Here is a 12637-nt window from a genome sequence, read left to right as displayed (position 1 = left end):
TATCTCAAACAGGAGAAACACTCATGAGCATTACTCGTTACGGCATCGGCAGCACCGCCGGTGGCGGCCAGCCCCGTCCTTTCGCTCGCGCCGTTGAAGCCGATGGCTGGCTGCACGTGTCCGGGCAAGTGCCGGCGCTGGATGGCGAAATCATTGTGGGTGGCATCGTCGAGCAGACTCACCAGACCATGAAGAACCTGATCGCCATTCTCGAAGAGGCCGGTTATGGCCTGGAAGACGTGGTGCGCACCGGCGTGTGGCTGGAAGACCCGCGGGATTTCTGGAGTTTCAACAAGGTGTTTTCCGAGTACTTCAGCCCGGAACATGCGCCGGCCCGCGCCTGTGTGCAGGCGAACATGATGGTTGATTGCAAGGTCGAGATCGACTGCATTGCGTACAAGAAAAAGGCCTGAGTGGCGTTCGCTCTTGTAGGAGCTGCCGAAGGCTGCGATCTTTTGGCGTTTTTGGACATGCCGCAAAGGCAAGATCAAAAGATCGCAGCCTGCGGCAGCTCCTACGGGGCGAATTTGATTGGGGATTACTGACATGACCGAAGACACCATCAAGCGCCGGGCTCGCGGTCTGGACCGGGCGTTCGATATCCTCGATTTCCTCAAGGAGATCGGCCAGCCCCTGCGTCCGAATGAAATCGCCAGCGGTATCGGCAGCCCCAAATCCACGGTCTACGAACTGGTGGCCTCGCTGCTGGAGCGGCGGATTCTCGAGCCCGTCGGCAAGGACGGTCACGTCTACCTCGGCCGTCAGCTGTACTTCCTCGGCCAGGCGCACTTACGCCATTTCGACCTGACCCGCGAGGCCGATCATGCCTTGCAGGAGATCGTCAGCCAGACCCGTGAAACCGCGCAGATGTGCCTGCTCAACGGGCGCAAATACACCGTGGCCCTGATGAAAGAGGGCGAGCGGCATTTCCGCATTTCCTCGGACATCGGCGAAAACGCACCGATACCCTGGACCGCATCCGGACGCCTGTTGCTGGCGCACCTGAGCGACCAGGCAATCATCGACCTGATCGACCACGATGACTTCATCCTGCCCAACGGCGAACGCCTGCCGCTGGAGCAGTTTCTTGGTGAAATCCGTCAGGCCGGTATCGACGGTTTTTTCTCCTTCGATAGCGTCGCCGACACCTTTACCCATTGCTTCGCCGCCCCGGTCAAAGACCCGAACGGCATTGCCATTGCGACCCTGTGCATCGTCGCTCCACGGGCCGATGCCAAAAACAATTACAACGACTATCGCCGGGTGCTGATCGACAGCGCCAACAGCCTCGCCCGGCGTATCAACGAATAACAGCGGCTGCCTGCGACCGCGAATGTGAGGAGTTCGACCATGTCTACTGCCCAAAATGCTGCCGCCGTGGAAAAGGGCTTTGCCCAGACCGGTGCCAATCTGGTGCGCGACGTCAGCCTGCCGGCGCTGGTGCTGCACCGCGAAGCGCTGGAGCACAACATTCGCTGGATGCAGGCGTTCGTCAGCAACAGCGGCGCCGAACTCGCGCCTCACGGCAAAACCAGCATGACCCCGGCGCTGTTTCGCCGCCAACTGGATGCCGGCGCCTGGGGAATCACCCTGGCCAGCGCCACGCAAACCCGCGCGGCGTACGCCCATGGCGTGCGTCGGGTGCTGATGGCCAACCAATTGGTCGGTACGCCGAACATGGCGCTGATCGCCGATCTGCTGGCGGACCCGACGTTCGATTTCCATTGCATGGTCGATCACCCGGACAACGTCGCTGACCTCGGTGCTTACTTCGCTTCGCGCGGTGTGCGCTTGAACGTGATGATCGAGTACGGCGTGTTCGGCGGTCGTTGCGGTTGCCGCACCGAAGAGGAAGTGCTCGCGCTGGCCAAGGCCATCAACGCCCAACCGGCATTGGCGCTGACGGGCATCGAAGGCTACGAAGGCGTGATCCATGGCGATCATGCCGTCACCGGCATCCGCGAGTTCGCCGCGTCGTTGGTGCGTTTGGCGGTGCAGTTGCAGGACAGCGGCGCGTTCGCCATTGCCAAGCCGATCATCACCGCGTCGGGTTCGGCCTGGTACGACCTGATCGCCGAATCCTTCGAATCGCAGAACGCCGGCGGACGTTTCCTCAGCGTGTTGCGCCCCGGCAGTTACGTGGCGCACGACCATGGCATCTATAAAGAAGCGCAATGCTGCGTGCTCGACCGCCGCAGTGATTTGCACGAAGGCCTGCGCCCGGCGCTGGAAGTCTGGGCTCACGTGCAATCGTTGCCGGAGCCGGGCTTCGCGGTGATCGCACTGGGCAAGCGCGACGTGGCCTACGACGCGGGTCTGCCGGTGCCGTTGCTGCGTTACAAAGCCGGTGTGGTGCCGGCGACGGGCGACGATGTCAGGGCCTGCAAGGTGACGGCGGTGATGGACCAGCATGCGTTCATGACGGTGGCGCCGGGGGTTGAGTTGCGGGTAGGCGACATCATTTCGTTCGGGACTTCGCACCCGTGCCTGACGTTTGACAAGTGGCGGATCGGGTGTCTGGTGGATGAGCAGTTGAATGTCATTGAAACCATGGAAACCTGTTTCTAAGGCTTGAGACCGAGGCGTCCTCCCAGACACCATCGAACCACCAAAGACACAACAACAATGAACACCATCAACACCCTCGGCCCCAACACCCCGCGCATCGCCCTGATCGGCGAATGCATGATCGAGCTGCAGCAACGCCCCGACAGCAGTCTGCAACAGAGCTTCGGCGGCGATACGTTGAACACTGCGGTCTACCTGTCCCGCGAACTGGGCGAGGGCGGCGCGGTGGATTACGTCACCGCCCTGGGCGATGACAGTTTCAGCGACGCCATGTGCCAGAGTTGGGCCAACGAAAACATCGGTCTGGGCATGGTTCAGCGCTTGCCCGGCCGATTGCCCGGTTTGTATTGCATCCAGACCGACGCCGCCGGCGAGCGACGTTTTCTTTACTGGCGCAACGAAGCCGCGGTCCGTGATTGCTTCACCACCCCGGCCGCGGCACCCATTCTCGCGGCGTTGCCGGATTACGACGTGTTGTATTTCAGCGGCATCACCCTGGCGGTGCTCGGCGAGCAAGGTCGGGCGAAACTGCTGGAAACCTTGATCGAAGCTCGGCAGCGGGATGCGCGCATTGTGTTCGACAACAACTACCGGCCACGCCTATGGGCCTCGATCGAGGAGGCCCGGGCGGCGTATCGCAGCGTGTTGCCGTATGTCGATCTGGCGTTTGTGACGGTGGATGACGAGCAGGCGCTGTTCCATTGTTCCGATTGTGAGGCGGTGTTTGCCGCTTACGCGCAGATGGGGACGCCGGAAGTGGTGCTCAAGCGCGGCGCCGAGGCCTGTCTGATTCGTTGTGACGGTGAGTTGTTCGAGGTGCCGGCGCAGAAGGTTGAACGCGTGGTGGACACCACGGCGGCGGGGGATTCGTTCAGTGCGGCGTATTTGGCCAGTCGGCTCAAGGGTGGAAGCCCGGTGGAGGCGGCCGAGGCGGGGCATCGGTTGGCGAGTCGGGTGATTCAGGTGCCGGGTGCGTTGATTCCCAAGAATTGAAATGCATCCCAATGTAGGAGCTGCCGAAGGCTGCGATCTTTTGATCTTGCCCTTAGAAATCAAGATCAAAAGATCGCAGCCTTCGGCAGCTCCTACAGGGATTTGTGATCAATCCCGGTAAAACACCTGCACCAGGTGATACCCGAACTTGCTTTTGATCGGTCCATGCACCACCCGCAGTGGTTTCTTGAAGATCACCGCGTCAATCACTCCGACCATCTGCCCCGGTCGCACCTCACCGAGATCACCGCCGCGCTTGCCGGACGGGCAGGTGGAGTATTTCTTGGCCAGCACATCGAAGGCTTCGCCCTTTGCGATGCGTTGTTTGAGCTGCTCGGCTTCTTCCGAGGTTTTCACCAGAATATGGCGGGCTTGAGCTTTCATGGGCAGTACCTTGCAACGGTGGTGGCTATGTTGGGGCGATCGGCGCGCGCGATTATGCCTTAACTTGCTGAAAAGATCGCAGCCTGCGGCAGCTCCTACGGTTGGCCGATCATCGTGCGAATCTTGTTGGCCAGCAGATCAATGGAAAACGGTTTGGCCACCATGTCCATGCCTTCCTCGAGGAATCCCTGGCGTTCGGCGGCTTTCTCCGCGTAACCGGTCATGAACAGCACCTTGAGTTCCGGCCGGTGCTGACGCGCGATTTCGGCCAGTTGCCGACCGTTCATGCCCGGCAGCCCGACATCGGTCACGAGCAGATCAACGCGCAAGTCGGACTCCAGCAAGGGCAGGGCGGTCTTCGCATCTTCGGCTTCATGGGCGTGATAACCCAGCTCATTCAGCAAATCGAGGACCAGCATGCGCACGGCCGGATCGTCTTCCACCAACATCACGGTTTCACCGGCAATCGCCGCCGGTGCCTCGCCGTTGAAGGGCATCAGCGTGTTCTCTGGCTCCGGGAAATGCAGGCGCGGCAGGTAAAGGCGAACGCAGGTGCCTTGGCCTGGAAGGCTGTCGAGTTTGACGTGTCCACCTGACTGCTGGGCAAAACCATAAATCATCGACAGGCCAAGACCGGTGCCCTGGCCGATGGGTTTAGTGGTGAAGAACGGGTCGAACGCCTTGGCCAGCACCGACGGGGTCATGCCGGTGCCGTTGTCGCTGACGGCAATCATCACGTAGTCCCCGGCCTTGACCGATTCCAGAGGGATGATGTCATTGCTGTCGAGATACACGTTGGCGGTTTCGATCAGTAACTCGCCGCCATCGGGCATGGCGTCGCGGGCGTTGATCACCAGGTTGAGCAACGCGTTTTCCAGTTGGCTGACGTCGGTGCTGACCGGCCAGACTTCATCGGCCAGTTGCAGTTTCAGCGCAATGTGATCGCCCTTGGTGCGGCTGAGCAGGTCTTCCAGGGAATGAATCAGCTCGTTGGCATTCAGCGTCTTGCGATCCAGCGACTGCCGCCGGGAGAACGCCAGCAGGCGATGGGTCAGGGCGGCCGCGCGGTTGGCGGACGACACCGCCGCTTCGGTGAAACGGCTGATCTCGGCGGTACGCCCGTCGGCGATGTAGCGCTGCATCAGGTCAAGGCTGCCGATGATCCCGGTGAGCATGTTGTTGAAGTCATGGGCGATGCCGCCAGTGAGCTGACCGACCGCCTCCATTTTCTGTGCATGACGCAACGCCTCTTCAGCACGTTCGCGTTCGAACATCTCGTTTTGCAGGCGCTCGTTCGCTTCGGCCAATTGCCGGGTGCGGGCGGCAACGCGCTCTTCAAGGGTTTCGTTGAGGTTGCGCAAGGCTTCTTCGGTCTGTTTACGCTCGGTTTCGTCGATCACGAAAATGTAGAAACCGTTCACCGCACCGTCCGGCCCGTGGCGGGGCAGGTAGTTCATCAGGGCCTGGCGAATGCTGCCGTCGCGGTGTGGCGTGCTGATGCTGAAACAGCAGGTTCTGCCCGCGAGTGCTTCGGTGATGTATTCGGCGCGCAAGGCGTAGGCCTCTTCGCCCAGCACCTCACGAATGGTCCGACCGTAAAGTTCCTGTGGCGTCAGGCCGTACCAATCCAGGTACGCAGCGTTGTTCAGGCGAAAGCGTTCCTCGCTGTCGATGTAACTGATCAGGATCGGCATGGCGTTGATGATCAGTTGCAGCTCGGTCTGGCTCTGGCGCAAGGCCTGTTCGGTATGTTTGCGTTCGGTCAGGTCCAGGGCGGCGCCGAGGAAACGGATCGGCCGACCATGGTGATCCTTGTAACAACGGCCCCGGGCAAATACCCAGCGCAGTTGGCCGTCGGGTTGCAGCAGGCGATATTCCTCGGTGTATTCGGTGCCGTGGGTGATGCAGTGCTTGATGCCGCGGGTGACCATCGAGCGGTCTTCCGGGTGCACGGCCTTGAGGTAGTCGCTGATCGGCAGTTGGCTGGCGAGGAGGGGGTCAATGCCGTGCAATTGGGCGAAGTGCGCGTCGGCGATGAAGCGGTCTTCGCTGATGTCCCAGTCCCAGGTGCCGACGGCGTCGGTGGCCGCCAGCGCCAATTGCAGGCGTTCCTCGGTTTCGCGCTGAGCCTTCAGACTGGCGGCTGAACGCTGCTCCAGTTCGAAGGCGATGCGTCGGCGTTCGTTGGTTTCGATGGCGGTGACCAGAATCCCGGCGACCTCGGCGCTTTCATCGCGGATCGGGCTGTAGGTCAAATCCAGCCAGAAGTCGGAATCATCATCGTTGTGTTGCAGGGTGAAGCGCTGTTCGCTGTAGGTCCGCACCTGGCCCTGTAGGACGGCGCTGTAAATCGGGTCGGTAAAGTCTTTGAGTTCTGGCCAGATCTGGTGTGTCGGTTGTCCGAAAGCGTGCGGATGCTTGCGGCCGGCCAGCAGGGCGAAGCCGTCGTTGTAGATCTGCGTGAGCTCCGGGCCCCACAGCAACAGCATCGGCATCGGTGAATGAATCACGATGTCCACCGCCGTACGCAGGCTCTGCGGCCATGCACTGGCGGCACCCAGCGGGGTGCGCGTCCAGTCCAGTCTGGCAATCAAGGCCTGGGCATCGCTGCCGGTCGGTGATGCGCTCATCAAGGTGTCCTGCACGTCAGTCAGTGTGGCGGGCATCTACTATCCTTGGGCGGTAGACGTTGTATGACCGGTTTTTCGGGGTCATTTCTGTTCATTGAATGCTTCGCGGGTGCTTTTTGCCATGGAAATCGATGCACTGTTGAAGATCCTGGCCAGCCAGGAAGGTTCCGATCTGTACCTGTCCACCGGCGCGGCGCCCTGCGCGCGGTTTGATGGTGTGCTCAAACCCTTGACCGAGCGGCCGTTCAAACCGGGGGAAATCACAGCGATTGCCACATCCATCATGGACGCCGAGCAGCGGCTGGAGTTCGATCGGGAGCTGGAGATGAACCTGGCGATCTCTTTGACGGGGGTCGGGCGTTTTCGGGTCAACATTTTCAAGCAGCGCAACGATGTGTCGATCGTGGTGCGTAATGTCAAACTCGACATTCCGCGTTTCGAAGACCTCCAGTTGCCCGCGGTGTTGCTGGAATCGGTCATGCTCAAACAAGGGCTGTTGCTGTTCGTCGGCGCCACCGACTCGGGCAAGTCTACTTCACTGGCGGCGCTGATCGATTATCGGAACCGCCACAGCAGCGGCCACATCATCACCATCGAAGACCCGGTCGAATACATTCATCGGCACAAGCAATCGATCATCAATCAGCGCGAGGTCGGCGTGGATACCCGCAGTTTTCATGCGGCGTTGAAGAACACGCTGCGCCAGGCGCCGGATGTGGTGCTGATCGGCGAGATCCGCGACCGCGAAACCATGGAGCATGCGCTGGCATTTGCCGATACCGGGCATCTGGTGATTTCCACCCTGCATGCCCACAACGCCAATCAGGCGCTGGACCGCATCATCAACTTCTTTCCGGAAGAACGACGGGCGCAGCTGCTGCATAACCTGGGCAACAATCTGAAAGCGTTCGTTTCCCAACGGCTTGTGCGTACCCGTGATGGTCAACGAAGGGCGGCGGTGGAAGTGATGCTCGGTACGCCGACCATCGGTGACCTGATCCGGCGCAACGAATTTGATGAGCTCAAAGGGATCATGGAGAAGTCTGCCGAGCAGGGCATGCAGACGTTCGATGGCGCGCTGTTCGCATTGGTTGAAGAAGGTGCGATCGATGAAGAAGAAGCGCTGAAGCATGCGGATTCGGTGAACAATTTGCGCCTGCGGCTCAAGTTGCATGCCGAAGCATCACCCGGGCCTCACTCGCCGGGTGATTGGGGACTGATGGATTAACGCTGAACCCCCTGTGGGAGCGGGCTTGCTCGCGAAGGCGTCGGGTCAGACAACAATGATGTCGACTGAAACACCGCATTCGCGAGCAAGCCCGCTCCCACAGGGGACTGTGGCGGATTCAACATTGTGTGCAGACAAAAAAGCCCCGCGACCGAATGAGTCGCGGGGCAAAAAAAATCTGGTTGGTTGCGGCCAACCAAAGGAGTTCGTTAGTGCGTTACTTGCTGGCAACCGTCTCTGGTTGCCAGCCGCCACCAAGGGCCTTGTAGATCGCGACGATGCCGCGATACAGATCGACTTCAGCCTGGGCCTGGGTGTCTTCCGCCGCCAGACGTTCGCGCTGGGCATCGAGCAGGACGAGGAAGTCCGACGAGCCTTCGCGGTAGCGAATTTCCGCCAGGTCGGCTGCTGCGCGGCTTGATTCGCTCTGACGAATCAGCGAAATCAGGCGTTGCTGGCGTTTGCCGTAATCGCTGAAGGCGTTTTCCGACTCTTCCAGGGCCAGCAGCACTTGCTGCTCGTAGGTCGCCAGTGCGCCTTCGGCATCCGCGTCGGCACCGCGCAACCGAGCACGGACGCTGCCCAGGTCAAACGCTGCCCAGGTGATGCTCGGGCCCAGTGCCCAGGCGTTGGCCGCCGAGGAACCGATCTGCGAACCACGCCCGGCGGTAAAGCCGAGGAAGCCACTGAGGCTGACCCGCGGGAACAGGTCCGCCTTGGCCACACCGATACGCGCCGTGGCCGACGCCAGTTTGCGTTCAGCGCTGAGAATGTCCGGACGGCGCTGCAGCAGTTCACCCGGATCACCGATCGGCAGCGCCTTGGCAATCGCTGGCAAATCTTTCGAGCTCAGGTCCACCGTCAGCTTGTCCGGACGCTCGCCCAACAGGGTGGCGATACGGTTTTTCTGCCGAACCTGTTCAGCCTGCAACTGCGGCACGCTGGCTTCGACGGCCGCCAGGCGTGCATCGGCGCGGACCACATCGAGCTGATCGCCGACACCGGCATCACGCAGGCTTTCGGTGATCTTGCGCGATTCCTGCTGGTTGTTCAGGTTAGCCAGGGCAATCTTTTCCCGCAGTTGCGCACCGCGCAATTGACCGTAGGCGTCCACCAGTTCGGCAATCATGGTGACTTGCAGCTGGTACAGATCGGCTTCGGCCGCTTGCTGCTCGGCGTCGCTGGATTCCAGGTTGCGCTGGATACGACCAAACAGGTCCAGTTCCCAGGCCATGTCCAGACCCAGGTCATAGCGTTCGCTATTGACCCGTTTGGTGGTCTGGCCGGGAATCTGACCTTTGCCCAGATCACTGCTGACGCGGCTGGTGATGGTCGGCATGGCGTCATTGCTGACGTCATCGCGGATCGCCCGGGCCGCTTTCCAGCGAGCGAAGGCGACGCGCAAGTCACGGTTGCCTTGCAGGGATTGCGTCACCAACTGGTTGAGGGTCGGGTCTTCAAACTGCTGCCACCAGATGCCTTCGAAACGAGAACGGTCGAAGTTTTTCTGACCGGCAGCGCCATCGGTGGCGGTGGTGATGTTGGCCGGTTCGGTGGCCGGGGTCTTGTAATCCGGGCCGACGGCACAGGCGCTCAGGGCCAGTGCCAGCAGGCTCGGCAGGAAGGCTTTCAGACTCATTGTTGCGCCTCCAGTTGCTTGTCCAGTTTCGGCGCCTTGGCCGCTTTGCGCTTCTCTGCTCGCTCCACGAAATTACGAATCAACACGTAGAACACTGGCGTCAGCAACAGACCGAAGAAGGTCACCCCGAGCATCCCGGAGAACACCGCCACACCCATGGCATGACGCATTTCGGCACCGGCACCGCTGGAGAACACCAGTGGCACCACACCCATGATGAACGCGAAGGAGGTCATCAGGATCGGACGCAGACGCAGACGGCAAGCTTCCAGAACTGCATCCAGCGGGTTGAGACCTTCTTCCTGTTTATCCTTGGCAAACTCGACGATCAGAATCGCGTTCTTGCACGCAAGTCCCACCAGTACGATCAAGCCGATCTGGGTGAAGATGTTGTTGTCGCCGCCCGAAGCAATCACGCCGGTGATGGCCGACAGCAGAGTCATCGGTACGATCAGGATCACCGCCAGAGGCAGGCTCCAGCTTTCGTACTGCGCCGCGAGCACCAGGAACGCCAGCAATACGCAGAGCGGGAACACGAACAGTGCGGTGTTGCCGGACAGAATCTGCTGGTAGGTCAGGTCGGTCCATTCGTAGGTCATGCCGTTCGGAAGTTCTTCCTTGAGCAGTTTCTCGATGGCCGCCTGAGCCTGGCCGGAGCTGTAGCCTGGGGCTGCCGCGCCGTTGATTTCAGCGGTGATGAAGCCGTTGTAGTGCATCACGCGGTCCGGGCCCGAGGTGTCGCTGACCTTGATGAAGGTCGCCAGCGGGATCATCTCGCCTTTGTTGTTGCGCACTTTCAGCTGACCGATCTGGTCCGGCTCGAGGCGGAACTGCTGTTCAGCCTGAACGTTGACCTGATAGGTACGACCGAAGCGGTTGAAGTCGTTGGCATACAGCGAACCCAGGTAGATCTGCAGGGTGTCGAAGATGTCGCTGACGGCCACGCCGTGGGTCTTGGCTTTTTCCCGGTCGATGGCGGCATCGACCTGCGGCACGTTCACGGTGTAGCTGGTGAACAGGGCGGCCAGTTCCGGCACGTTGTGGCTCTTGGTGATGATGTTCATGGTTTCTTTGTACAGTTCGTCGTAACCCAGGTTGCCCCGGTCTTCGATCTGTAGGCGGAAACCACCGATGGTGCCCAGGCCTTGTACCGGCGGTGGCGGGAAGATCGCCATGTAGGCTTCCTGAATCCCGGCGAACTGGCCGTTCAATGCACCGGCAATCGCACCGGCGGACATGCTCGGGTCTTTACGCTCGTCGAATGGTTTCAGGGTCACGAACACGATACCGGCGTTCGGGCTGTTGGTGAACCCGTTGATCGACAGGCCCGGGAACGCGACGGCACTTTCCACCCCTGGCTGTTTCAGGGCCAGGTCGGACATGCGTTTGATCACATCTTCGGTGCGGTCCAGGCTCGAAGCGTCCGGCAGTTGCGCGAAAGCCACCAGGTATTGCTTGTCCTGGCCGGGTACGAAACCGGTCGGGGTGCTGGAGAAACCGAAGAACGTCAGCACCATCAGGCCTGCGTACAACAGCAGGGCGATACCGCTGCTGCGGATAACCCGGCCTACCGTGCCGACGTAAGTGTGGCTGGCCTTGTCAAAGAAACGGTTGAACGGACGGAACAACCAGCCACCGAAGATCTTGTCCAGCACCCTGGAGAAACGGTCTTTCGGTGCGTCATGGCTTTTGAGCAACACAGCGGCCAGTGCGGGCGACAGGGTCAGCGAGTTGAAGGCCGAGATCACCGTCGAGATCGCAATGGTCAGGGCGAACTGTTTGTAGAACTGCCCGGTCAACCCGGAGATGAACGCCGCCGGGATAAACACCGCACACAGCACCAGCGCCGTGGCGATGATCGGGCCGGTCACTTCACGCATGGCACGCTTGGTCGCTTCGACCGGTGTCAGCCCGAGTCCGATGTTTCGCTCGACGTTTTCCACCACCACGATGGCGTCGTCCACCACGATGCCAATGGCCAGAACCAATCCGAACAGTGACAAGGCGTTCAGCGAGAAGCCGAACAGGTGCATGACCGCAAACGTACCGATCAGCGATACGGGCACCGCCACCAACGGAATGATCGAGGCGCGCCAGGTTTGCAGGAACAGGATCACTACCAGAACAACGAGGATCAGCGCTTCGAAGAGGGTGTGAACCACCGCTTCGATGGAACCGCGCACGAAGATCGTCGGGTCATAGACGATGCTGAAGTCCATGCCTTCCGGGAAGCTCTTCTTCAGCTCCGCCATCTTGTCGCGCACTTCGTTGGAGATTTCGATCGCGTTGGAACCCGGACGCTGGAAGATCGGGATCGCCACCGCCGGCTGGTTGTTCAGCAAGGAACGCAGGGCGTACTGGCTGGAACCCAGCTCGACGCGCGCGATGTCTTTCAGACGGGTGATTTCACCGTTTTCGCCGGAGCGAATGATGATGTTCTGGAACTCTTCTTCAGAAACCAGACGACCTTGGGTGTTGACCGACAACTGGAACGCAGTGGCATTCGGCGCAGGAGGCGCACCCAATGCACCGGCAGCGACTTGACGGTTCTGTTCACGAATCGCCGTGACCACATCGGTCGCGGTCAGATTGCGCGAAGCGGTCTTGTTCGGGTCGAGCCACACCCGCAGGGAGTAGTCGCCCATACCGAACAGTTGCACATCACCGACACCGCCCAGACGCGCCAGCTCATCCTTGATGTTGAGCAAGGCGTAGTTGGACAGGTACAGCATGTCGTAGCGTTTGTCCGGCGAGGTCAAGTGCACAACCATGGTCAGGTCGGGCGACGCCTTGTCCACGGTGATACCGATACGCGTCACTTCTTCTGGAAGTTTCGGCTCGGTGCGGGTCACGCGGTTCTGCACCTGCACCTGTGCGTTGTCCAGGTCAGTGCCCAGCGCAAAGGTGATGGTCAGGGTGATCTTGCCGTCAGCGGTGGACTGCGAGGACATGTACAGCATGTTCTCGACGCCGGTGATGGCTTGCTCCAGTGGAGCGGCCACGGTTTCACCGATGACTTTTGGGTTGGCGCCCGGGAAGTTGGCACGGACCACAACGGTCGGTGGCACGACTTCCGGGTATTCGCTGATCGGCAACTGGAACAGCGAGATGGCGCCGGCGATCAGGATCAGCAGCGACAGCACCGCTGCAAAGATCGGCCGTGAAATGAAGAATTGGGAAAAATTCATCGCAGTT

General features: G+C 60.6%; 9 protein-coding genes. 5 read left to right on the top strand and 4 right to left on the bottom strand.

The window, feature by feature from the left end; genetic code table 11:
• Positions 1-23 precede the first annotated feature (23 nt).
• The 4 genes from ACYZTL_RS02930 to ACYZTL_RS02915 all read left to right on the top strand — a co-directional run bounded on the left by ACYZTL_RS02930 (position 24) and on the right by ACYZTL_RS02915 (position 3561).
• Positions 24-413, top strand: coding sequence for a RidA family protein (locus ACYZTL_RS02930; protein WP_461950506.1), 390 nt, complete (start codon positions 24-26; stop codon positions 411-413).
• 133 nt (positions 414-546) lie between these two features.
• Positions 547-1311: an IclR family transcriptional regulator gene (locus tag ACYZTL_RS02925; RefSeq protein ID WP_214382970.1), complete on the top strand. Its 765-nt coding sequence runs from the start codon at positions 547-549 to the stop codon at positions 1309-1311.
• A 39-nt stretch (positions 1312-1350) separates the two neighbouring features.
• Positions 1351-2568, top strand: coding sequence for an amino acid deaminase (locus ACYZTL_RS02920; protein ID WP_461950505.1), 1218 nt, complete (start codon positions 1351-1353; stop codon positions 2566-2568).
• A 57-nt stretch (positions 2569-2625) separates the two neighbouring features.
• On the top strand, positions 2626-3561 hold the full coding sequence (locus tag ACYZTL_RS02915; protein ID WP_461950504.1) for a sugar kinase: 936 nt from the start codon (positions 2626-2628) through the stop codon (positions 3559-3561).
• A 108-nt stretch (positions 3562-3669) separates the two neighbouring features.
• Here the strand turns inward: ACYZTL_RS02915 and ACYZTL_RS02910 are convergent, their stop codons facing one another.
• Complete coding sequence (locus ACYZTL_RS02910) at positions 3670-3945, bottom strand: peptidylprolyl isomerase (protein ID WP_007898282.1); 276 nt, start codon at positions 3943-3945, stop codon at positions 3670-3672.
• Between the two features lie 95 nt (positions 3946-4040).
• A complete protein-coding gene (locus ACYZTL_RS02905) occupies positions 4041-6575 on the bottom strand; it encodes a PAS domain-containing hybrid sensor histidine kinase/response regulator (RefSeq protein ID WP_461954242.1) in 2535 nt (844 codons plus the stop codon).
• Positions 6576-6696: 121 nt separating this feature from the next.
• On the opposite strand from ACYZTL_RS02905, the gene ACYZTL_RS02900 reads away from it, so the two are divergent.
• Positions 6697-7803: a PilT/PilU family type 4a pilus ATPase gene (locus ACYZTL_RS02900; RefSeq protein WP_461950503.1), complete on the top strand. Its 1107-nt coding sequence runs from the start codon at positions 6697-6699 to the stop codon at positions 7801-7803.
• Positions 7804-8020: 217 nt separating this feature from the next.
• On the opposite strand, the gene ACYZTL_RS02895 is transcribed toward ACYZTL_RS02900, so the two are convergent.
• Both ACYZTL_RS02895 and ACYZTL_RS02890 read right to left on the bottom strand, forming a co-directional pair.
• Complete coding sequence (locus ACYZTL_RS02895; protein WP_461950502.1) at positions 8021-9442, bottom strand: efflux transporter outer membrane subunit; 1422 nt, start codon at positions 9440-9442, stop codon at positions 8021-8023.
• Positions 9439-12630, bottom strand: coding sequence for an efflux RND transporter permease subunit (locus ACYZTL_RS02890; protein ID WP_461950501.1), 3192 nt, complete (start codon positions 12628-12630; stop codon positions 9439-9441). The genes ACYZTL_RS02895 and ACYZTL_RS02890 overlap by 4 nt, the downstream gene beginning before the upstream one ends.
• Between the last annotated feature and the right edge of the window lie 7 nt (positions 12631-12637).

The sequence above is a fragment of the Pseudomonas sp. LB3P81 genome, from assembly GCF_054897965.1.
This window is presented reverse-complemented; position numbering and strand designations above follow the sequence as displayed.

Excerpts from the sequence above, each read along its gene's own strand:
- ACYZTL_RS02915 (WP_461950504.1), top strand. The coding sequence starts at position 2,626 with ATGAACACCATCAACACCCTCGGCCCCAACACCCCGCGCATCGCCCTG.
- ACYZTL_RS02890 (WP_461950501.1), bottom strand. The coding sequence starts at position 12,630 with ATGAATTTTTCCCAATTCTTCATTTCACGGCCGATCTTTGCAGCGGTG.
- ACYZTL_RS02920 (WP_461950505.1), top strand. The coding sequence starts at position 1,351 with ATGTCTACTGCCCAAAATGCTGCCGCCGTGGAAAAGGGCTTTGCCCAG.
- ACYZTL_RS02925 (WP_214382970.1), top strand. The coding sequence starts at position 547 with ATGACCGAAGACACCATCAAGCGCCGGGCTCGCGGTCTGGACCGGGCG.
- ACYZTL_RS02905 (WP_461954242.1), bottom strand. The coding sequence starts at position 6,575 with ATGAGCGCATCACCGACCGGCAGCGATGCCCAGGCCTTGATTGCCAGA.
- ACYZTL_RS02900 (WP_461950503.1), top strand. The coding sequence starts at position 6,697 with ATGGAAATCGATGCACTGTTGAAGATCCTGGCCAGCCAGGAAGGTTCC.
- ACYZTL_RS02910 (WP_007898282.1), bottom strand. The coding sequence starts at position 3,945 with ATGAAAGCTCAAGCCCGCCATATTCTGGTGAAAACCTCGGAAGAAGCC.
- ACYZTL_RS02895 (WP_461950502.1), bottom strand. The coding sequence starts at position 9,442 with ATGAGTCTGAAAGCCTTCCTGCCGAGCCTGCTGGCACTGGCCCTGAGC.
- ACYZTL_RS02930 (WP_461950506.1), top strand. The coding sequence starts at position 24 with ATGAGCATTACTCGTTACGGCATCGGCAGCACCGCCGGTGGCGGCCAG.